The sequence below is a fragment of the Hymenobacter rubidus genome (assembly GCF_016734815.1).
Classification (GTDB): Bacteria; Bacteroidota; Bacteroidia; order Cytophagales; family Hymenobacteraceae; genus Hymenobacter; species Hymenobacter rubidus.
This window is the reverse complement of record NZ_JAERQF010000006.1, coordinates 17,983-40,990: the sequence shown is the minus strand read 5'-3', so window position 1 is coordinate 40,990 and position 23,008 is coordinate 17,983. Positions and strand designations below refer to the sequence as shown.

The 23,008-nt window shown below is 61.8% G+C and carries 12 protein-coding genes; 6 read left to right on the top strand and 6 right to left on the bottom strand.

The features are described from left to right. Positions 1–173 precede the first annotated feature (173 nt). The 6 genes from JKL48_RS06220 to JKL48_RS06195 form a co-directional block, all read right to left on the bottom strand. Positions 174–1,736, bottom strand: a complete 1,563-nt coding sequence (locus JKL48_RS06220) for a DHA2 family efflux MFS transporter permease subunit (protein ID WP_201980049.1) — start codon at positions 1,734–1,736, stop codon at positions 174–176. 50 nt (positions 1,737–1,786) lie between these two features. Next, a complete protein-coding gene (locus JKL48_RS06215; RefSeq protein ID WP_201980047.1) occupies positions 1,787–2,383 on the bottom strand; it encodes a TetR/AcrR family transcriptional regulator in 597 nt (198 codons plus the stop codon). A gap of 176 nt (positions 2,384–2,559) precedes the next feature. Continuing rightward, on the bottom strand, positions 2,560–3,603 hold the full coding sequence (locus JKL48_RS06210) for a glycoside hydrolase family protein (protein ID WP_201980045.1): 1,044 nt from the start codon (positions 3,601–3,603) through the stop codon (positions 2,560–2,562). A 123-nt stretch (positions 3,604–3,726) separates the two neighbouring features. After that, a complete protein-coding gene (locus JKL48_RS06205; protein WP_201980043.1) occupies positions 3,727–4,668 on the bottom strand; it encodes a glycoside hydrolase family 43 protein in 942 nt (313 codons plus the stop codon). A gap of 82 nt (positions 4,669–4,750) precedes the next feature. After that, the gene (locus JKL48_RS06200; RefSeq protein WP_201980041.1) at positions 4,751–7,165 is read right to left on the bottom strand and encodes a glycoside hydrolase family 95 protein; all 2,415 of its coding nucleotides are present in this window, start codon (positions 7,163–7,165) and stop codon (positions 4,751–4,753) included. 168 nt (positions 7,166–7,333) lie between these two features. Beyond that, on the bottom strand, positions 7,334–8,665 hold the full coding sequence (locus tag JKL48_RS06195; protein ID WP_201980039.1) for a rhamnogalacturonan acetylesterase: 1,332 nt from the start codon (positions 8,663–8,665) through the stop codon (positions 7,334–7,336). A 246-nt stretch (positions 8,666–8,911) separates the two neighbouring features. On the opposite strand from JKL48_RS06195, the gene JKL48_RS06190 reads away from it, so the two are divergent. The 6 genes from JKL48_RS06190 to JKL48_RS06165 all read left to right on the top strand — a co-directional run bounded on the left by JKL48_RS06190 (position 8,912) and on the right by JKL48_RS06165 (position 22,990). Next, entirely contained in the window at positions 8,912–9,988 is a 1,077-nt protein-coding gene (locus JKL48_RS06190; protein ID WP_201980038.1) for a glycoside hydrolase family protein, read from the top strand. A 96-nt stretch (positions 9,989–10,084) separates the two neighbouring features. Then, positions 10,085–11,599 carry a sialate O-acetylesterase gene (locus JKL48_RS06185; protein ID WP_201980035.1) on the top strand — a complete coding sequence of 505 codons (1,515 nt, stop codon included), beginning with the start codon at positions 10,085–10,087 and terminating at the stop codon, positions 11,597–11,599. Between the two features lie 822 nt (positions 11,600–12,421). Beyond that, positions 12,422–15,592: a SusC/RagA family TonB-linked outer membrane protein gene (locus JKL48_RS06180; RefSeq protein WP_201980033.1), complete on the top strand. Its 3,171-nt coding sequence runs from the start codon at positions 12,422–12,424 to the stop codon at positions 15,590–15,592. Positions 15,593–15,696: 104 nt separating this feature from the next. Beyond that, the gene (locus JKL48_RS06175; RefSeq protein WP_201980031.1) at positions 15,697–17,235 is read left to right on the top strand and encodes a RagB/SusD family nutrient uptake outer membrane protein; all 1,539 of its coding nucleotides are present in this window, start codon (positions 15,697–15,699) and stop codon (positions 17,233–17,235) included. 172 nt (positions 17,236–17,407) lie between these two features. Further along, positions 17,408–20,413, top strand: a complete 3,006-nt coding sequence (locus tag JKL48_RS06170) for a glycoside hydrolase family 2 protein (protein WP_236668644.1) — start codon at positions 17,408–17,410, stop codon at positions 20,411–20,413. A 153-nt stretch (positions 20,414–20,566) separates the two neighbouring features. After that, positions 20,567–22,990, top strand: a complete 2,424-nt coding sequence (locus JKL48_RS06165) for a glycosyl hydrolase 115 family protein (protein WP_201980029.1) — start codon at positions 20,567–20,569, stop codon at positions 22,988–22,990. The last annotated feature ends 18 nt before the right edge of the window (positions 22,991–23,008 follow it).

Here is a 23,008-nt window from a genome sequence, read left to right as displayed (position 1 = left end):
TCGTTGCATTCGTGCCTTTCTAGAGCGGTTTCGGTATCAGTGTACAGTCCGAAGCAGCGGCAGTAGTAGCGCGAACTTTGTCGTTCGCGTACCTGCTCCGTTAAAGAAGGTCAAACGGCGTGGCGGCGCGAACTACACAGTTCGCGCTACTATACAGCGACCCCGAAAATGCTCTAATGGTCCGACAAACTCACCTGTACCGGCGCGCTACCAGCTTTCCGCTTCACCACCAAAAGCAGCAGCGGCATGGCGGCCAGGAAAAAGCAGCCCACCAGCAGAAAAGCGTCGTTGTAGCTCATAATGCCGGCCTGCTGATTCACGGTCGCATCGAGCAGCTGGTAGGCGCGGTGCTGCGCTTCCAGCATGGGTTGGCCGAGGCGCACTGCCACCAGCTGCGCCCCGGCGGCCAGGCGCTGGGCCACGCCCAGGTCGCCGGTGGTGAGGTGCGTCACGAGCGCCTGCCGGTGCACGGCAAACTGGGTGGCCAGGTAGGTGTTGACGATGGCAATGCCGAAAGAGCCGCCCAGCTGGCGCATCATGTTGTTGAGGGCTGCGCCCTGCGCAATGTCCTTGAGGGCCAGGCCCGATACGGCCAGCGCCGTGAGCGGCACCGTGAGCAAGGCCAGGCCCGCGCCGCGCAAAATCAGGGGCAGGTAAAAATCGCCCTTGCCCGCCGTGCCATTCAGCAAAGCCATGCGCCAGCTGAAGGCGAAAAACAGCAAAAATCCCAGCGTGACGACCACCGGAATAGGCACGCCTTTTTGCAGAGCCCGCGCCGTCAGCATCAGGCAGAAAATGGCCAGCACCGCGCCCGGCAATAGCAGTAAGCCGGTATCGAGCACCGGGAAATGCAGCAGGCGCTGGGCAAAAACGGGCGTGAGATACACCGACGTAAACAGCCCCGCGCCCGTCACAAACGTGAGGATGGCGGCCACGGCCAGCGTGCGGCTTTTGAGCACGCGCAGGTTCACAATGGGAAATTCGGTGGTCAGTTCCCACCAGATGAACGCCACGAGGCCTACCGCCGCGGCCACGCTCAGCTGCACAATGTAAGTTGTTTGAAACCAGTCTTCCTCCTGGCCGCGCTCCAGCACCACCTGCAGCGCGCCCACGCCTACAATCAGGAAAAACAGGCCCAGCCAATCCATGCGCAAGGTGTTGCGGGCCACCTGCAGGGCCGGCTCTTTCACCAGAAAAAAGGACGCAACGGTGACCAGCATACCGATGGGCACATTCACCAGAAATATCCAGTGCCAGGTGCTTACGTCCAGAATGTAGCCGCCCAGCGTGGGCCCAATGGTGGGCCCGGTAAATACGCCGATGCCGAACAGGGCACTCGCCACCCCGCGCTTAGCCGGCGGAAACGCTTCGAACACAATGGTCTGCGAGGTGGACAGCAAGGCTCCGCCGCCCAGGCCCTGCACGAAGCGAAAGGCCACCAGCGTCCAGATATTGCCGGCTGTGCCGCACAGCGCCGAGGCCACGGTGAATAGAACTATCGACCCGATGAAGTAGCGCCGCCGCCCAAAACGTGCCGCTAAAAAGCTGGTAATCGGAATGATAATGATGTTGGCAATGGCGTAGGACGTGATGACCCACGAGGTGTCGGCCAGCGTGGCGCCCAGGTTGCCGCTCATGTGCGACAGCGCCACGTTCACTATGCTGGTGTCAATCAGCTCCATCACGGCAGCGGCAATGACCGTGCTGCACAGCAGCAAAAGGCGGAGAGGGCTCATTTGAGAACAAAAATTTTATACCAATCGGTATAATTTTGGGTAAAAAAATATCAGCTCACCAGTTCGGTTTCAATCAGGTGCTCGATGTGGTCGAGGCCGGTGAAGAGGGCCGTGGAATCACCGGTGGCTTTCGAGACCAGAATGCCGCCCTCGGTGAGGGCGATGAACAGGTTGGCATAGCGGCTGGCATCGGCCGCGGGCTTGATTTCGCCGGTTTGCTGGCCTTTTTCGATGAGGCGCACGAGGTTGCGGTGCCACTTGGCGAGGCTGGCCTGCACGCGTTGGAGCAGGGCGGCGGGCGGGGCGTCGTCGCATTCCACGGCGGCGTTCAGGATAGGGCAGCCGCCCTTTTGCTTGAGGGAGGGGTAGTGCTGGCGGTAAAAGCGCGGCATGGCCAGCAGCTGCTCGCGCACCGGCGCCGTGCTGCTGGTGCCGGCCCGAAGCCCTTCGTGCACCAGGCCCAGGTTGTAGTCGAAAGCAGCCAGGGCTACTTCTTCCTTGTTCTCAAAATTGCCGTAGATGGCACCCTTGGTGAGGCCGGTGGCGGCCGTGAGGTCATTCAGGGACGTGCCGGCGTAGCCCTGCTTGTTGAAAACAGGGGCCGTTTGCTCGATGATGAACTGGCGGGTGCGCTCGGCTTTGGACATGATGACGGTGCAAATATACCGTTTGGTATTTAAACTGTGCGAGTGTGAAAAAAGTTTTCGAACGATGTAGAGGCGCAATGTTTTGCGTCTCGTCGTTGAACGACCGGAACCGCGCCGTTCTCACGTCATCATTCAACGATGAGACGCAAAATATTGCGCCTCTACATCGCCAGACGTTATTTTTTCGGCTTCAGCAATTGCACGTACGTCGGCTTGTCCCGGTCACAGGTCAGTTGGCCGTCTTTGAATTCGAACTCTGCCACTTGAATCACGCTACGCTTGGCAGCAATGCTATTGGCTGGCGCGGGGCTGGCTTTGCTGCGGCCGGGGTGGGTGAAGTAGAACACGTAGGCGCGGCCGTTGCTCACCACCACGTCGCAGTGGCCGCCGATGGCCTGGTCGTCTTGGCCCTGGCCGGGGAGTTCGAGGAGGCGCTCGGGCTGGGCGGTCCAGTGCAGCAGGTCGGTGGAGTAGTACACGGCCATGCCTTTCCATTGGTCGATTATCATCCAGTACTGCTCGTGCCAGCGGAAGACTTTGGGGCCTTCGCCGCGCTCGTTCAGGGCCTGGCCGTGGTCGGTCCAGTGCAGCAGGTCGGGGCTGTCGGCGTAATAGATGGATTTGTGGTCCCGCTCGTTGTTGTACCAGAGGCGCCAGGTGCCGTCGGGCAGCTTCAAAACGCTGGCATCAATGACCTTATCGGTGATGAGCGGCAGGGTTTGCACGTATTTCCAGTTCCGCAAATCGGTGCTGGTGAGCTGGATGATGACGCGCGGGTGGTTCCAGTCGGTAAACGTGCCGGGCACATAGGTCAGGAACATGTGGTAGCGGCCTTTATCTTCCACAATATCGGGGGCCCAGTGCGTGTAGCCGCGGTCGGGGCGGAAGTTGATGTTGGCCGTGTCGCGGTAGGTCCAGGTGGTGCCGCCGTCACCGGATTCGGCGATGCCGATGCGGGTGCCGTGCACCCACGTCACGCCGTGGGCGGTGGTGTCGGTGGCGCGGCGGTTGGTGTAGAACATCCACCATTTCTTGGCCTGCTTGTTCCAGATAAGGGCCGGGTCGGCCGCGCCGTCGTAGATGGGGTCGCTGAAAAGGGGTTTGGGCGCGGGCTTGGCGGCTTTTGTGGCTTTCGCTTTTTGAGCCGCCGATTGATGGGGTAAAGCCAGCAGTAGCGCGAGGCCTAACGCAACGCATGCGGCGCGGCTGGCCAACCTCACGGGACCCCTTCGGGGCGGCCCCTTTGCCCAGGAATGGGGGGCCTGACGACTAGAGCCGCTGCCGGCAGTTGGCAGGTTTAATCGTCGCTGAAAGAGAAAATGAAACACGTTTTTCATCAGCTTCTATTGTTGCTCCAGCAGCTTCAGCTCCTTGGCCGAGACGCGAAAAATGGTGCCGTGGCGCAGGCCGGCGGGCAGCGTTATCCGGTCGGAAATATCGGTCCAGTGCGTCAAATCAGTGGATTTTACGGCGCCGTACTTGTGCTCGCGGTACTTGTCGAAATACACCAGCCACTCCGCGCCCAGCTTCACGGCGGTGGGCCCTTCTGCCCAGTAATTGCCGGTGATGGGCGCCGAGGGTTTGCCGTAGGGACCGGCCAGCTGGTCGGCGAAGGCGACGCGCAGGTTTTTCTGCACGGGCTCGCGGGTTTCGTCCTTCAGGAACATGACGTAGCGCTGGCCGTCGGCCTGAATGCTCGCGTCGATGACGTTGAAGCCGGGCTCGTAGAGGAGTTTGGTGGGCGTGAAGGTCTTGAAATCCTGCGTGCTGGTGGCGTAGATGCGGTGGTTGTAGCCGTTTTCCTCCTGGCTTTGGGTTTCGGGGAATTTGCCCGTAATCGTGCTGGCCCAGTAGATGAGGTAGGTTTTGGTGGCGGGGTCGTAGGTGATTTCCGGGGCCCAGGTGTTGCGGGTGCCGGGCTCCTGCGCCATCACGGGCAGAAAGCGCTGCTCGCTCCAGTGAATCAGGTCTTTGGAGCTGGCGTAGCCGATGCCCTTGTCCTGCCAGCTCACCGTCCAGACCATGTGAAACAGGCCGTCGGCGCCGTGCAGGATGCAGGGGTCGCGCATCAGGCGGTCCTTGCTCACGGTGGGCCGCAGGAAGGTGCTGTCGCGTTTCAGGGCGGTCCAGGTGTAGCCGTCGCGGCTGCTGGCGAGGTGCAGGCCGTCCTGGCCGTTGTTTTTGAAGTAGCAGAAGACGAAGGCTTCGCTGGGTTTTAGAGCGGTTTGGGCATGGGTGGCGCCTGTAGCCAGGGCAAAGAGCGTGAGGAGGGCGGGGAGTTTCATCGGAAGGGTAATTTACTGATAAAGAACGTCACGCAGCGCGCAGCGAAGCATGACGACTATGCGCGGACTCGCAGAGTCCACGCTACTGCGCCACAATTGCGTAGGTTTTGCCGGCCGTCGTTTCGAACGAAGTCACGTACTGCGATTGACCATTCACCAGGCTCGTCACCGTTTTAGTTGATGCGCCCGTCACCGTCACGGGCACATAGGTGCGAAGATTGAGCAGGGCCCCGGTGCGGGAGAGAATGCGGGCTTTGGTCAGCCTGCCCTCGCGCCAATCCATGTCTACCACAAAGCCACCGCGGGCCACCAGGCCCGCCACATGCCCCGTGCGCCAGGCGGCAGGCAAGGCCGCCAGCAAGTGCACGTCGTCGAGCTGGCTTTGCAGAAGCATTTCGGTGATGCCCGCGGTGGCCCCGAAGTTGCCGTCAATCTGGAAGGGCGGGTGGGTGTCGAAGAGGTTGTTGAGGGTAGATACTTTGAGCAGCTCTTGGTACATCTTGTAGGCGTGGTTGCCATCGAGCAGGCGAGCCCAGAAGTTGATTTTCCAGGCCTTGCTCCAGCCGGTGCCTTCGTCGCCGCGCACTTCTAGGGTTTTGCGGGCCGCCGCGGCGTATTGGGGCGTGAGCAGGGGCGAGATTTCGCGGCCGGGGTGCAGGCCGAACAGCTGCGACACGTGCCGGTGCTGCGGGTCCACGTCGGCCCAGTCGCCGTACCATTCCTGCAGGTTGCCGGCTTGCCCAATGTGCAGCGGGTAGAGCCGCGCCCGCTTCTGCTCCAGCAGCTTGGCAAAATCCGCGTCGATGCCCAGAATGGAATCGGTCTCGATGACGTTGGCAAATAAGTCGCGCATGATGGACATGTCCATCGTGGAGGCGATGGTCACGACTTCCTTGCTGCCGTTGGGCAGCAGGTAGCTGTTTTCGGGCGAGGTGGAAGGGGCCGTGACGAGGTAGCCGTCCTTTTCTACCAGCCAGTCGAGGCAGAATTCGGCGGCACTCTTCATCAGTGGATAGGCCTCCTGGCGCAGGTAATTTCGGTCATTCGTGAAACGGTAGTGCTCATACAAATGCTGCGCGAGCCAGGGGCTGCCCAGGCTCCAGTTGGCCCATTTGGGGTCGCCGCTGCCTTCACCCACGGGGTTGGTCTGGGCCCAGATATCGGAGTTGTGGTGCACCGCCCAGCCGCGGGCGTGGTAGTAATTAGTCGCTGTGGCGGTGCCGTTTTTGGCGAAGCGGCTGATTTGAGCCCGTAGCGGCTCCTGCATCTCGGGCAGGTTGCAGGCCTCGGCGGGCCAATAGTTCATCTGCAGGTTGATGTTGGTGGTGTAGTTGCTGCGCCAGGAGGGCCGAATCAGCGGGTTCCAGATGCCTTGCAGGTTGGCCGCCGGGCCGCCCGGGCGCGAGCTGGAAATGAGCAGGTAGCGGCCAAAATCAAAGTACAGCAACTCCAGTGCGGGGTCGGGCTGGCCGGCTTTGTAGGCCTTTAGGCGCTGGTCGATGGGCAGGTTGGGTGGTACGGCGCCATCCAGCGTAAACTGCACCCGGTTGAAATACCGCTGGTAGTCCTTGACGTGTTCCGTTTTTAGCGTGCTAAAGCTTTGGCGACTGGCGGCATCGAGGTAGCGCAGGGCTTCTTTGGTTTCGTCCTTGCCGTCCTTATCGGGGCACTTATCGTAACCGTTGAAGCTGGTGGCGCCCGACACAAGTATCAGGGCCTCGCTGGCCCCGCTGATATGCAGAATGCTGTCGGCCTGCACCCTTCCATCCGTTTTTACCACCCGAATGCGCATTTGGTAGCGCATGCCGTTGCAACTCTGGTCGTCCTTATACACTACCGGTTTCATTGCGCGGCGCTCGTCGGCGAAGATGCGGGCTTTGCCGCGCAGCACCAAGTCTTGTTTAGCTTCTATGCCCTTGGTAAAGTCTAGTTGGGTTTTGGTAGAAAGGCTGAAATCCAACGCCTTTTTCCGGCTGGCCGTGAGGCGAATGACCACCACCTGGCCCGGCGCCGTCACGAACACTTCGCGGGTGTAGTCCACGCCGTTCACCGTGAAGCGGGTGGTAGCCGTGGCATCGGCCAGGTTCAGGTCGCGGTAGTAGTTGGTGGGCTGGCCGGTCATTGGCTGGCGCAGCAGCAGGTCGCCCAGGGGCTGGTAGGCGTTGGTGTTGGGGCCCTGCATCTGGCGCATGAGCTTCACGGCCGCGCCGTTGTCGCCGGCGAAGAGTAAGCGGCGCACTTCCGCTAGGTGGCTGAACGCCTCGGGGTTGGGGTTGGGATTGGCGGGGCCACCGGTCCACAGCGTGGCCTCGTTCAGCTGAATTAATTCCTCGGCCGGGCGGCCAAACACCATGGCGCCCAGCCGGCCGTTGCCCAGCGGCAGGGCCTCTTCCCACACCTTGGCGGGCTGGTCGTACCAAAGCGTGCGTGCGGGCTTGGTTTGCGCAAGGGCGGGCAGGGCTAGGAGAAGGAAGAAGAAAGCAAGCAGTTTCTTCATGGGTGAAGTTTTGAGGAGTAAGGGTTGGTGCCCATAAACAGGCCCGTCATGTCGAGCGCAGCTGAGACATCTCGCGTGCTTTAGTAATCCAGTCAAAAGGGATTAGTGGTGGCACGCGAGATGTCTCGGCTGCGCTCGACATGACCGTTCTTAATTTGGGGAATTTGCCTAATTCCCGTCCGGCTTGGTCACTTCACTCCGCGGGCTGTCAATCCATATCCAAGTGGCCAGCGCATCGGGCTTGGCGGGGTCAAACGTCGGCGTGTCGTTGCGCAGGAATTTCACCAGGCCCAGCTTGTTGGCCTTGATGCCTTCGACCACACATTTGGCGATTTCATAGGCGCCGTAGGGGTTGAAGTGGGTGTTGTCGGCCAGGGGTGCAGTTTGGCCGGGGTAGGTGTTGGCAGGGTAGTGGACCAACGCTTTTTTCGACTCTTCCACGCCCATCGCCTCGTAGAGTTTCGCCGTCATGGCGTTGAGGTCGATGAGGGCAACGTTTTCCTCCTGGGCCACCTTGCGGGCGGCGGCGGGGAAATCGCCGAGGCTGTTTTCAATCTTGCCATCGGCCCCAAAGCTGCGGCGGCTGGTAGACGTGACGATGACCGGGATGCCGCCCTTTTTCTTGGCCTCCTGCACAAACAGGTGCAGTCGCTCGGTGTAGGATTTCCAGGCGCCGTCGTTCTCGCCCTTGTCCTTCTGGTCGTTGTGGCCGAATTCGATGAACAGGTAGTCGCCGGGCTTCATCACGCTCAGCACCTTGGCCAGGCGCTTCGAGCCCAGGAAGGAGCCCAGCGTGAGGCCCGATTCGGCGTGGTTGGCCACGGCCACGCCGGGCTTGAGGAAGCGCGGCAGCATCTGGCCCCAGGCCGCCCAAGGCTCGTCGTCCTGGTTCACCACGGTGGAGTTGCCGGCCAGGAAAACGGTGGTAGCGGTGGGCGCGGGCGTGATTTCCAGCGCGGCCAGGCAGGGGTTCGCCCCGTCAAATTCCAGCGTCAGGCGGTCGTCCCAGTCCAGCTTGCGCAGCTCGCGGGGCTTGAGGGCCACGGTTTCGGTGTCGCTGATGCGGCGGCTCTTCAGGTTCAGGGTGAAGGTATGGGTAGTGAACTGGCCCGGTTTGGTGGCGGTGGTTTCGAGCAGCAAGCGCCGCGATTCGGCCTTGAGGAAGGTGCTGGCCGGGCCTTTGGCATCGCCCAGGGTCACGGTCACGTTGTAGTTGCCCTCGGGCAGCTTCACCGAGAAGTAAAAGGGCTGTTTGCTGGTCACGAAGTCACCTTTAAGCGCGTCTTTGCCGCCGCGGTCGGTGCCCGTCACCGTGGTGCCGAAATCGAAGCCGTAGCCCGTGGTAGGGGAGTAGGCGGCCGAAGGAAGCACCTGCTGATAGCCCGCGGCTGCTTTGCCCGGTCCAAAATCGAATTTGAAGGTGGTTTTGGGTGTTTGGGCAGCGGCCGTGGCCGCCAGCAGCACGCAAGTAGCAGTTACCGCGGAGAAGCTTTTTTTCATAAAGCAAGGGGGTGGGAAGTGACGATGGCTTAAAAGTACCCGAGGCACTTGCCGACGCATACCTGCACTGTCATGCCTACTGCTCCAGCCCCGGCCTTTCTCAAGGGCCGCGGCACCCAAGCTTTCAGCGGCTGCTCCGTAGGAGCCCGGTGTGATGCAAACGGCAGAGTGCAGGAGAGTACGGGGGCCAAGGCTCGCTTTCTTGCAATGCTTTCTGCCGCTTCGATTACTCATTCCCACCCCCGCATGCTGGCTCGCCGCACGTTTCTGACTGGTTTGCTTCTGGCCCCGCTCACGCGGGCGCTGGCCGGATTTTCGGGCCGACTGATTGATTATCCGAAGGCCGACTTTGCCAAGTTCAGCAAGCACCTGAAGCCGGTGGGCCGGGCGCTGGAACTACCCGATTACTATGTGTGGTGCAACTCGCCCATTTACGGGCCCGATGGGCGGGTGCACGTTTTCTTCTCGCGCTGGGACGCCAAAAAGGGCATGGGCGGCTGGATTCGCGGTTCCGAAATAGCCCACGCCGTGGCCGACAAGCCCGAAGGCCCTTACCAGGTGCTCGAGACCGTGCTGGCCCCGCGCGGCCCCGGCCACTGGGACGCCACCACCTGCCACAACCCCAGCATTCAGTTCGTGGACGGCCAGTACTGCCTGTTTTTCATGGGCAACTCCAACGGCAAAACCGACACCAAGCGCATCGGCCTGGCCACTGCGCCCACCCTCAATGGCCCCTGGACGCGGCCGGAGGCGCCCCTGCTGCTGCCCGGCCCCGCCGGTGCCTGGGACGACCACTGCACCACCAACCCCGCCTTCATCAAGCACGAAGGCAAGTACTGGCTCTACTACAAGTCCTGGAACACAAAGGAATACGAGGAGTCAAAGGACCCCGTCATTCGTGGCAACCGCAAATACGGCTTGGCCATTTCGGATAAGCTGCAAGGGCCCTACCAGAAATTTGAAGGCAACCCGGTTATCGATTTCTCCAAGCAAGGCAACAACAAGCAGTTCGAGGACGCCTTTGTGTGGCGGCAGCACGGCAAATTCAACATGCTGGCCCGCGATATGGGCGTGTACAGCCAGGAAGTGGGCTTGTATCTGGAATCGAAAGATGGCAAAACCTGGACGTTTCCCAAAATCGCCTTCCTGCCCATTCGCGACTACGGCGTGACGGAGCCGCCCGCGCCGCCCAAGCTCAAGCGCTACGGCCGCCTCGAACGGCCGCAACTGCTGCTGCGCGACGGCAAGCCCGAGTATCTGTTCTGCGCCTCGCAGGGCGGCCGGGAGATGACGGCTTCGTCGTTTATTCTGAAGGTTGGGTAGGGCAGGCTCGGCAAGTCCGCATCCGCACAAAAGGCAACCAAGTATATTCAAACCCTAACTATCTGCAGGCTCACAAAATCCGCGCTTCAACCTGATATGGCCCGCTATTTCCTGCTACTCCTGCTATTTCTGCCAACCCTCGGCCGCGCCGATGTCACGGTGCCCGCGCTGCTGACCGATAACATGGTATTGCAGCAGAAAACCACCGTGGCCCTTTGGGGCTGGGCCATCCCCGGCGAGGCTGTGACGGTAACGGCCGGCTGGCAAAAAGCGGTGGCCAAAACCACCGCCGACGCGCAGGGCAATTGGCTGGTACGCGTGCCTACCGTGAAAGCCGGTGGCCCCTACAGCATTGCCATCGCAGGCAAAAACAAGCTTCAAATCAACAACGTGATGCTGGGCGAGGTGTGGCTGTGCTCCGGGCAGTCGAACATGAACTTCCCCATTGCCAAGGGCGAAGGCTGGCGCACTGGCCTCAAAAATGCTGCGGAAGTTATTGCCAAGGCCAACCACCCAACCATCCGCCTCTTCACGGTGGCACAGAAAGTGGCCGACTCGCCGCAGCGCGACGTGAGCGGCAGCTGGGCCGTGTGCAGCCCGGAAACCGTGGGCACTTTCTCGGCAGTGGCCTACTTTTTCGGGCTCGAAATTCAGCAGAATCTGAACGTGCCCGTTGGCCTGATTCACTCCTCCTGGGGCGGCACGCCGGCCGAGTCGTGGACGCGGAAGGATGTGCTGGAAAACAACCCCTTGCTGCGCCCCATCCTCACCCGCTACAACACGGGCCTGGCCCAGCGCCCCGCCTACGAAACAGCCCTGGCCGCCTGGAAACAGGAAAAAGCCGACAACCCCCAGAGCACCCGGCCCAAGCCCACTGACCCTCTCAGTGCCGGCAGCAACAAGTCGCCTTACAAGCTCTATAACGGCATGATTCGGGGCCTGGAGCCGTACACGCTGCGCGGCGTCATCTGGTACCAGGGCGAGAGCAATGCCGAACGGGCCTACCAGTACCGCACCCTGTTTCCGGCCCTGATTGCCAGCTGGCGGCAGGACTGGCAGCAACCCAGCCTGCCGTTTTACTTCGTGCAGATTGCCCCGCACAAGAGCCAGAATGCCGAAATCCGCGAAGCGCAGCTGCTCACGCTGCGCACCGTGCCCCACACCGGCATGGTGGTGACGACGGACGTGGGCGACTCGCTCGACATCCACCCGCGCGACAAGCTCACCGTAGGGCACCGCCTGGCTCTGTGGGCTTTGGCCAAGGATTACGGCCAGAAAAGCCTGCCGTATTCCGGGCCCCTGTATAAAGCCATGACCGTAAAAACTGGTGAGGCGCGCCTCACTTTTGATTACGCCGATGGCCTGACTGCCCCGGGTGGAGGCGCGTTGCGCGAATTCACCATTGCCGGGCCCGATAGCGTGTTTGTGCCCGCCCAAGCCCGCATCGAAGGGCGCACGGTGGTGGTGAGCAGCCCGCGGGTGGCGCAGCCGGTGGCCGTGCGCTTTGGCTGGAGCAAGTCGCCAATGCCCAATCTGTTCAACGGCGCCGGGCTGCCGGCTTCGCCGTTTCGCACCGATGCGTGGCGGACGCCTACGCAAGGCAAGAATTGAGTACTTGGCCGCAAGTTCGCGCGGTAGAAGCGGAGCCAATTGCCATCCCCATGCAAGCGGGCGAACCCATGCGGTGCAGTTCCGGAAACTGGTATCGTTTTGTTAACGGGATTGATGGGTTGCTTTACTTTATAGGTGGTTTAATTGAGTACACACTCAACGCACTACTCGCCTAGCGCGGTGTCGGGGTTGGTGTAGAGTAGCGCGAACTGTGTCGTTCGCGTCCCCGCGCTGCCAGCTCGTTCTGGCACGCGAACGACAACGTGCGCGCTACTGACCCGCACGGACACTGACTTTGAAACGGCTGCAGGTTCCCAGCTTGAAAAGCAAGCAGCCGCATGTTAGACAACGCTGCTGATATCATTACCGCAATCGATTGTGTAAATAAGGCAGGAGAGTGCGGGAAGGATTTATATTGGATGAACTGGATTTTTGTATGGAAATGGTAAGTAACCACTCAGGAGATAAGGCATTTACGGCTAAATCAGCCTTGGTGTAATCGTTTTCAGGATAATCAGACGGTGTTGTAGCATTTCGGTGGCTTGACGCCACGTTCCTTGCTCCTACACCGAGATTGCCTACTACCGCTCCGGCTAAGCAAGCCACCGGCGACATGATAAGTGACTATAAAAACTGGACAGGATAGTGACGAAATAAGCCTATACAGTAGTCTACAGGAGAGTATGGGCATTATGGCCCGCTAATATTGGCCTCAGGTCCCGCCTCCCACGCACTGCTTGCTACTTCAAAATCTCACCCATTATTACCCTCATGAAGAATACTTACTCCTGGCAACGTTTGCGCTTGGTTGCGTGCTTGCCAATGCTCCTGTTGGCCGGGCCGGGCGCGGCGGCAGCGGCGGCACCCCCTGTTCGCCACGTGGTGGCTGATTGGCCACTCACCGGCAAAGTAACTTCGCCCACGGGCGAAGGCCTGCCCGGCGTAACGGTGGTGGTGAAGGGCACCACCCTGGGCACCACCAGCAACGCCGACGGCTCGTTCTCCTTGTCGGTGCCCGACAAAACGGGCACGCTGGTATTCAGCTTCATAGGCTTCCAGACCCAGGAGCGCAGCTTTTCCGGGCCTGGTGCCTTCACCATTAAGATGGTTGACGACACCAAGAGCCTCGAAGAAGTGGTGGTAGTGGGCTATGGCACCCAGAAACGGGCCGACGTGACCGGCGCCATTGCCACCCTGGATGCCCGCAAACTGGAAGAGCGGCCCATTGCCCGCGTCGACCAGGCCCTGGTGGGCCAGCTGGCCGGTGTGCAAGTGAAGCAGACCTCGGGCGTGCCCGGCCGGGCCTTCAGCATTCAGGTGCGGGGTGCGGGTTCTATCTCGGCTGGCAACGAGCCGCTGTATGTGATTGACGGCTTTCCCTTGGAAACGGCCGCGGCCAACGGCGGCGGCCGTTTCAGCAACGGCAGCCCCCTGGATAACATCAACCCCAACGACATCGAGAAAATTGAGGTGTTGAAGGATGCGGCCGCGGCCGCCATCTACGGCTCGCGGGCGGCCAATGGTGTGGTGCTCATCACCACCAAGCGCGGTCGCTCGGGCAAGGCCCAAATCAGCGTAAACTCCTACGTGGGGGGCTCGCGGGCCGCCAAAAAACTCGACCTGCTGAGCGGCGAAGAGTGGGCGGCGCGCGCTACGGAAATCATCAACGACAAGTGGGTGAAGTCGACGCCGGCCGGCGGGCCGGCCCGCACCGCCGACCAGACCACGGCCCAGCGCCGCGCCATTCTGGGCCTGACGGGCAACAACGTGAACCCCACCTACATGCTGGACGACCGGTGGGCCATGCCCGGCCACCCCGGCCTGCAGTACGTGGACTGGCAGGACGAGCTGTACCGCACCGGTGTGAGCCAGAACTACCAGGTAAGCGCCTCGGGCGCCACCGACAACGTGAACTACTTCGTGTCGGGCAACTACAGCGACCAGCAGGGCTTTGCGCTGGGGCTGGACTACAAGCGCTACTCGGCCCGCGCCAATGTGGAAGTGAAGGCCACCGACAAGCTGAAGTTTGGCTTGCAGGTGAGCCCGACCTATTCCATTTCGACGGACCCTGGCATTGAAGGCAAGGACAACCGCTTCCACCAGATACTGTCGGAAACCCCAATTGTGGAAGACACGGCAGGCATTTACACCGGCTACGGCAAAAACGAAACCTACCGCTGGGGCGTGAGCACGGCCAGCCCCATTGCCGTCATCAAAAACTACCAGGGCGACACCCGCACCTACCGCACGCTGGGCACGGTATTCGGCGAATTGACCCCCATCAACGGCCTGCGCCTGCGTTCCACCCTCAACTTCGACAACACCGACGCGACGTCAAAATCGTACTCGCCGCCCACGCGCAACCTGGCCACGTCGCTGGCTTCGGGGTCGTACAGCGCCTACCGCCGCCAGACGTTCGTGAACGAAAACACGGCCACCTACAACCGTGCCCTCGGCAAAAACGATTTTACCTTGCTGGTGGGCCAGTCCTACAGCAACACCAAGCTCGACAACGTGGCGCTGGCCGCTTCGGGCGGCTTCATCAACAACACGGTGACCACGCTGAACGCGGCCACCAACATCACGGGCACGGGCAGCAACTACACCACCGAGACGCGCAACGTGCTGATTTCCTACTTCACGCGCTTGCAGTACGCCTACGACGGCAAGTACCTGCTGTCGGCCAGCGTGCGCCGCGACGGCTCGTCGCGCTTCGGCGCCAACAGCCGGTGGGGCACCTTCCCGGCCGTGAGCGTGGGCTGGCGCATCTCGCAGGAGCCGTTCCTGCAGCCAGTCACCTTCCTGAGCGATTTGAAGCTGCGCGCCAGCCTGGGCTACTCCGGCAACAACACCATCGGCGACTACAGCTCGATTCCGACGCTGGGCTTCAGCAACTACACCCTCGGCGGCGTGCAGGTAACGGGCCAGGCGCCCAACAAAGTGGGCAACACCTTGCTGGCTTGGGAGCGCAACCGCACCTTCGACTACGGCCTGGACGTTTCGTTTCTGAAAAACCGCATTGTGCTGGCGGCTGATTACTACACCAAAACCAGCCAGGACCTGTTGCTGAACGTGCCCGTGCTCACGGCCTCCGGCTTTGGTACCAACCTCGAAAACATTGGCGAGATGCAGAACAAAGGCTGGGAAGTGGAATTGAGCACCCGCAACCTAGAAGGGGCCTTCTCCTGGACCACTTCGCTCAACGTGAGCCATAACGAGAACAAAGTGGTGCACCTGGGCCCTGGCGATGCCCGCATCGAAGTGCCCAACGGCCTCGACACGCCCAGCAACATCCTGCAGGTGGGCCTGCCCATCTACAGCCTGTTTGTGATACGGCAAACCGGCATCCTGAGCCAGGCCGACATCGACAACAACGCCGCCCGCCTGACCGGCGAAACGGCCGGCGACCCCAAGTACGAAGACATCAACGGCGACGGCAAAATTGACGTGAACGACCGCCAGGTGGTGGGCAACCCCAACCCGACCTATACCTACGGCATCACCAACACCTTCCGCTACAAGGGCTTCGACCTGAGCTTCCTGATTCAGGGCCAGGCCGGCGGTTCCATCTACTCCACCCTGGGCCGCGCCATCGACCGCCCCGCCGTGAGCTACCTCGAAAACGCCCTGGGCCGTGTGCGCGACCGGTGGTACTCGGCCGAAAACCCCGGCGCGGGCATCAAGGGCAAGGCCACGGGCGCTGGCGCCTTCACCTTTGTGCGTAGCACCGACTGGCTGTACTCGTCCGACTACTACCGCGTGCGCTTCATCACCCTGGGCTACGACCTGGGCCAGGTCATCAGCAAGAAAGTGGCGCAAGGCGCCCGCGTGTACGTGACGGCTGAAAACTGGTTTGGCTGGGACAAGTACTACGGCGGCCTCAACCCCGACGCCCTGAACACGAGCAACACCGGCACCTTCGTGTCGGGCTCCGACTACGGCGGGCTGCCCCTGGCCAAAACCCTGGTGCTGGGCCTCAACCTCACTTTTTAAAAGCGACTAGCTCGTAGCTGTTAGCCGTTAGCTTTCCAGTTAGAAATGCTACAACGAGGCTAACAGCTAGCAGCCAAAAGCTAACAGCTAATAAAAAACTTCCCATGAAACGCATATTTCTCTTCATTTCGCTGGCCTGCGCCGTGGCCCTCACCGGCTGCGAAAAGGACCTCGACCAAACGCCGATTTCGAACGGTTCGGTGCCGGACTTCTACAAAACGGCGGCCGACTTCGACCAGGCCATGACGGCCGTGTACAGCCAACTGCGCGGCTTCCCCGACCGCGAGGTTATTCTCTCGGAGCTGCGCTCCGATAACATGTTTGCCGTGAGCTCCATCGGCTCGCGCGACTGGGACCCGGTCAACAACTTCACGGCCTCGGCGCTGCCCATCAACGCCAACGTGGCCGATGCCTGGGCGTCGGATTTCTCCACCATCTTCCGGGCCAACACCCTGCTCGACCAATTGGCGTTGAACGGGGGTGTGACCGGCTCGCTGCGCACCCGCTACGAAGGCGAGGCCAAGTTCATCCGGGCCTTCATGTACTTCGACTTGGTGCGCAAGTTTGGCCGTGTGCCCGTGATTGAGCACGCCCTGATTCCGCAGGAGGTGGAAAAGATTCCGCGCTCGGAAGTGGCCGATGTGTACAAGCTGATTATCCGGGACCTGCGGACGGCCATTGCCAACCTGCCCGTTTCCTACACCGGCACCAACGTCGGGCGCGTCACAGCCGGTGCCGCCAAGGGCGTACTGGCGCAGGTCTTTCTCACCCGTTCCGGCCCCGACTACGGCATCAAGGGCCCCGGCATGGGGCTCAACGAGTACGCCCGGGCCGATAGTTTGCTCTCCGACATCATTGCCGCCCGCGGCACGGCCCGCTACAACCTGCTGACCGGCACCGGCGCTTACGCCAGCATTTTCTCGCCCACCAACGAGAACAACGCCGAGGTGCTGTTCGACATCCAATACATCGCCAACGGCACGGTGGGCGGCAGCTTCCCCAACATTGTGGCGCCCGACGGTTACTACACCGGCACCGTCGCGCAGGGCAACCTGGGCCTGTCGTTCTCGGCCGGCTCGGTCGAAATCAAGCCCTGCTCCAATGACCTGAACAACGTGTCGTATAGCCCGACCGACGTGCGCCGCGCCGTGAATATCCAGCAGGGCTACACCAACGCCGGCACCACCGACACCCGGCCCTTCTTCAAGAAGTACATCAACGTGGCGGCCAAGGGCGCCAGCCGCACCGACTGGGGCATCAACTACATCGTGCTGCGCTACGCCGACATCCTGATGATGAAGGCCGAGTGCCAGGTGCGCAACGTGGGCGGCACGCCCGCCGACGCAGCCGCGCTGATTACGCCCATCCGCGTGCGCGCCGGCCTGCCCGCCCTCACCACCATCGACCTGCCCACCCTGATGGAGGAGCGCCGCCGCGAGTTTGCCGGTGAAAATCTGCGGTGGAACGACCTGATGCGTTCGGGCCTGGCCCTGACTGTGATGAACGCCTGGGCGCAGCGGGAGGATACGGGCACCACGCCCAAAATCACCCGCCCCATCACGGCCCCGCTGCTGCTGCTGCCGGTGCCGCAGGTGGAGCTGAGCTCGGCCCCGGGCCTCTACACCCAGAACGACGGTTACTAAACCGTTAATCTGGCCTGACACCGGCTTTTGCGCCCGGTTTTGGTTGTGCCCGCCGCTGCGGGTGCGTCCGAAGCCGGGCGCACTTGCGTTTGGGGCCGGGGATACCCCACAGTACAGGACAGTGCGCCCCGCAGCTACCGCTTCATTTGTAGCTCTCCCTCAATTCCCACCCATGCCGATTCCCGATTTGCGCCGGTTTGCGATGGCCTGGTTGCCACTGATGGTTCTGTGGTGCCTGGCCACGGCCGCGGTGGCCGCGCTGCCCACTGCTGGCCGCACGAAATTCAACTTCAACCCCGAATGGCGCGTGCAGGTAGGGGAGGCGCCCGGCGCCGAAGCCGTAGCGTTTGACGACGCCAAGTGGAAAAGCGTGACGTTGCCTTACGCCTGGAACGAGAATGAGGCGTTTAGCAAGGACATTAAAGACCTGAGCACCGGCGTGGCGTGGTACCGCAAGCATTTTCGGCTGCCGGCGGGTGCGGCGGGCCAGAAGGTGTTCGTGGAGTTTGAAGGCGTGCGGCTGGCCGGCGAGTTCTGGCTGAACGGCCACCGCCTGGCCTTGCACGAAAACGGCGTGATGGCCGTGGGCTTCGACCTCACGCCCTACCTGAAGCCCGCGCCGGCCGACAACGTGCTGGCCGTGCGCACCGACAACGACTGGGACTACAAGGAGAAAGCCAGTGGCTCGTCCTTCCAGTGGAGCAACCGCAACTTCAACGCCAACTACGGCGGCATTCCGAAGAACGTGTTTCTGCACGTAATGAGCCCGCTGCACCAAACGCTGCCGCTGTTTTCGGTGCTGGGCACCACCGGCGTGTATGTGTATGCACAGGACTTCGACGTGCCTGCGGGCAAGGCCACGGTGGTGGCCGAGGCGCAGGTGAAAAACGAGTTTCCAGCGGCCCGCTCCTTCACGTTTGAAACGAGGGTAACGGATGGCGAAGGCAAAGCCGTGGGCACTTTTAGCGGTGGCGAAACGACGCTGGCGCCGGGCGAAATGAAAACGGTGAGCGCGCGGGCAACCCTGCATGGGCTGCATTTCTGGAGCTGGGGCTACGGTTACCTCTACACGGTTTCAACCCGCTTGCTCGTCAATAAGCAAGTCGTCGACGAGGTGAAAACCCGCACCGGCTTCCGCAAAACCGAGTTTGCCAAAGGCCTCATCAAACTGAACGACCGGGCGCTGATGGTGCACGGCTATGCCCAACGCACCAGCAACGAATGGCCCGCCGTGGGCCTGGGCGTGCCCGCCTGGCTTTCCGACTACAGCAACGGCCTGATGGTGGCCGGCAACGCCAACCTGGTGCGCTGGATGCACGTGACCCCCTGGAAGCAGGACGTGGAAAGCTGCGACCGGGTGGGCCTGCTGCAAGCCATGCCCGCCGGCGACGCCGAAAAAGACGTGGCCGACCGTCGCTGGGGCCAGCGCCTGGAACTGATGCGCGACGCCATCATCTACAACCGCAACAACCCCAGCGTCGTGTTCTACGAGGGTGGCAACGAAAGCATCAGCGCCGCCCACATGCAGGAATTGAAGGACATCCGGAACCAGTACGACCCGCACGGCGGCCGGGCCATCGGCTCGCGCGAGATGCTGGATATCCCCGAGGCCGAATATGGCGGCGAGATGCTCTACATCAACAAAAGCGCCACCAAGCCGCTCTGGGCCATGGAATACTCGCGCGACGAGGCCCTGCGCAAGTATTGGGACGAGCTGAGCCCGCCCTTCCATAAGGATGGCGCGGGCCCGCTCTACAAAGGCGCCAACGCCGCCGAGTACAACCGCAACCAGGATTCGCAGGCCCGCGAAGACGTGATTCGTTGGTACGACTACTGGCACGAGCGGCCCGGCACCGGCACGCGCAGCAGCGCCGGCGGTGTCAACATCGTCTTCTCCGACACCAACACCCACTACCGGGGCGAGGAAAATTACCGTCGCAGCGGCGAAGTCGACGCCCTGCGCATTGCCAAAGACGGCTACTTTGCCCACCAGGTAATGTGGGACGGCTGGGTGGAGCCCGAGCACGCCCGCACGCACCTCATCGGCCACTGGAACTACCCGGCGGGCACCGTAAAAAACGTGGAGGTAGTATCGAACGGCGAGCGAGTGGAGCTGTTTCTCAACGGCAAGTCGCTGGGTTTTGGGCAGCAGAGCTACCGCTTTCTGTTCACCTTCCAAAACGTGGCCTGGCAGCCCGGCACCCTGCGCGCCGTGAGCTACGACGCGGCTGGTAAAAAGGTAAGCGAAGCCGAGCACCAAACGGCCGGCCCGGCTGTGGCCCTACGCCTGACCAACATCGCCAGTCCCACCGGTCTGCGCGCCGATGGCGCCGACCTGGCCCTGTTGCAGGTCGAGGCCGTGGACGCCCAGGGCCGCCGCTGTCCCACGGCGCTGAATATGGTCAATTTCACTCTCAGCGGCCCGGCCGAGTGGCGCGGCGGCCTGGCCCAAGGCCCCGGCAACTACATTCTGGCCAAGAGCCTGCCCGTGGAAGGCGGCGTGAACCGGGTACTCATTCGCAGCACCACGCAGGCCGGTACTATCAAAATTACTGCTGCTTCCGAGGGCTTGCAGTCGGCTACGGTAAGTCTGAAATCGTCGCCTATAAAAGTAGAAAACGGCATGAGCCCGCAACTGCCGGGCACCGATTTGCCGGTGCGCCTGCAGCGCGGGCCTACGCCGCCCGGGCCCTCATTTACGGTGTCGCGGGTGTCGGTGCCCATTCAATCCGCCACCACCAACTCCAATGCGGCCAATGCCGCGTTCAGCTTCGATGACAACGAGCTGACGGAGTGGATTTCGGACCGCAAACAGGCCGAACCTTGGATAGAATACACGCTGGTGCGGCCGTCCCCCATCAGCCAGGTGGCCATGAAGCTGACCGGCTGGCGCACCAGCACTTACCCGATTCGCATTCTGGTGGATGGACAGGAGGTCTTCAGCGGCAAAACCGAACGTAGTTTGGGCTACTTTACGGCCGTGTTCCCGCCGCGCACCGGCCAGAAAGTCCGCATCGAATTGACCGGGCAGACCCAAGCCAAGGATGCCTTCAACATCACGGAGCTGGAAACACCCAAAGTAGCCACCGCCGCCACCGACCAGGCTGGCCCGCCCGGCACGCTGGGCTTGGTGGAAGTGGAAGTGTACGAAAGGCCGGCTTCTGTACCTGCTCCTTAATTGCTCGAAACCATACTTATGCGCCGGTATAGTAGTTCGTTTTTGAAGCTGTTGGTCGTGGGCTTTTGCTTGCTGACCGGCAGGGCGACCTACGCCCAAGGCCCACTCACATTCCCGCTATCAGCTACATATTCAGCTCAGGCCTTTCCCCTGGTGCGCGCGAAGCAGGCCGCTACGCTTTACACCGACGCCAGGGATGCCGCCGTGGTGCGCGTAGCGGCCGAAGCTTTTGCTACTGACGTGGCGCGGGTGACGGGCTTGAAACCCAAGCTGCAAGCCAATGGCAAAGCGCCGGTCGGGCCGGCCGTCATCATCGGCACGTTGGGCCAGTCGGCTTTGGTCAACAAACTCGTAGCCAGCGGCAAGCTTCAACCCGGAAAGTTGCGCGGGCAATGGGAAAGCTTCAGCATCAGCGTGGTGGAGAAACCGTTTCCGGGTGCGCCGCGGGCCCTGGTCATTGTGGGGAGCGACCGGCGGGGTACGGCTTTCGGCGTGTTTGAAGTGGCGCGGCGCATGGGCGTGTCGCCGTGGGTGTGGTGGGCCGATGTAGCGCCTGCGCACCACGATGCCCTGTATGTGCAGCCCGGCCAAGTAGTGCAGGGCCCGCCCTCGGTGCAGTACCGCGGCATTTTCCTGAATGATGAGGACTGGGGCCTGCGCCCCTGGGCCGCCCGCCACCTCGACAAGGACGTGCACGACATCGGCCCGAATACCTACGCCCACATCTTCGAGCTGCTGTTGCGCCTGAAAGCCAATTACATCTGGCCGGCTATGCACCCCGGAACCAAGGCCTTCTACCACTACCCGGCCGACCCCGTGCTGGCCGACCGCTACGCCATTGTGGTGGGCAGCAGCCACTGCGAGCCCATGCTGCGCAATAACGTGTTTGAGTGGGCCGAAAACTACCAGCACGAATACGGCCAGAAGCCCGGCGAATGGCGCTACGACCTCAACGGCCCGCAGATGTACCACTACTGGGAAGACCGGCTGAAGCAGTCGGCCCGCTACGAGTCGGTGTACACAGTGGGCATGCGCGGCATCCACGACGGCAGCATGCCCGGCCCGCCCGACCGCGCCGCCAAAGTGCGCCTGCTCGATACCGTCATCACCGACCAGCGCCGCCTGCTGAGCCAGTACGTGAAGCCCATCAATGGCCGCCCGGTGCCGCAGATTTTTTGCCCCTACAAAGAGGTACTGACGCTGTACCAGGCCGGTCTGAAACTGCCCGATGACGTGACCATTGTGTGGGCCGACGACAACCACGGCTACATCCGCCAGCTGTCGGACAAATCCGAGCAGAAGCGCAGCGGCGGCAGCGGCGTGTATTACCACGTTTCATACTGGGGTGCGCCGCAGGACTACCTATGGCTGTCGAGCATTTCGCCCGCGCTGATGAGCTACGAACTGAGCAAGGCCTACGCGCTGGACGCCCGGCGCCTGTGGGTGGTGAACGTGGGCGACATCAAGCCCGCCGAGCTGGAAACGCAGTTTGCCATGGACCTGGCCTGGAACGTGGGCCGCTGGACGCCAACCACCGCCGATGCTTACGCTGCGCACTGGGCCACCGAAACCTTCGGAGCTAAGCTGGCTCCGGTCATTGCCCGCATCAAGCACGAATACTACCGCCTGGGCCACGCCGTCAAGCCCGAGCACCTCGGCGGCGTAAGCTTCACGGCTGCGGAGCAGGACCAGCGCCTGGCCGATTACCAGAAAATTGCGGCGGAAGCCGATGCCGTGCAGAAGCTAATTCCGGCCAGCTTGCAGGATGCCTATTTTGAATTGATTCTCTACCCCACGCAGGGCGCCCGGCTGATGAATGAAAAGGTGTTTTACGCCGCCCGCAGCCTGGAGCTGGCCAAAAAAGGCGACGACCAGGCCCTGGTTTTTGCCCGGAAAGCCCAAGCTGCCCACGACCAGATTCAGACCCTGACGCGCCGCTATAATGATGAAATCGCGGGCGGCAAATGGGCCGGTATGATGAGCTCGCACCCGCGCGACCAGAAGATTTTCGAGATGCCGCCTGTAGCCACTGCCGCGCTGTTGGCCGAAGGAAAAGCGGCTCATAAAACGCCTGGAATTGCTAGTACGCCCATTGCTGCAGTGGCAGAAGCTGCTCCAGCCACCGCGACGCTGGTGATACCTGCCACGGCTTTCTTTAGCAAGAAAGTAGCGCCCAATGAAACGCTGACGTTGCTGCCCGGCCTCGGGGTGGAAGGGCAGGGACTGACCCGCATGCCCTACGATGTGCCCTCGTTTGCGGCCGAGGTGACGAACGCGCCTTACCTGGAGTACCGCGCCAATTTGCCGGCCGGGGCGCACACGGTGGCCGTACGCTGCCTGCCTACGTTTGGGCTGTATGCCGGGCGGGGGCTGCACTACGCGGTTTCCGTCAATGGCAGCGCCCCGGAAGTTGTGGATGTGAACGTACCTGCCGACTCCAAGCAGTGGAAGGAAAATGTGCTGCGTGGCTTCTCGCAGGGCCAGACTTCGCACGAGGTGGCAGGCAGTGGCCCGGCCACTATCCGGCTCTATTTGCTCGATGCCGGGCTGGTAGTTAATCAGATTCAGATTCAATGAGTACAGCTACCAATCGTA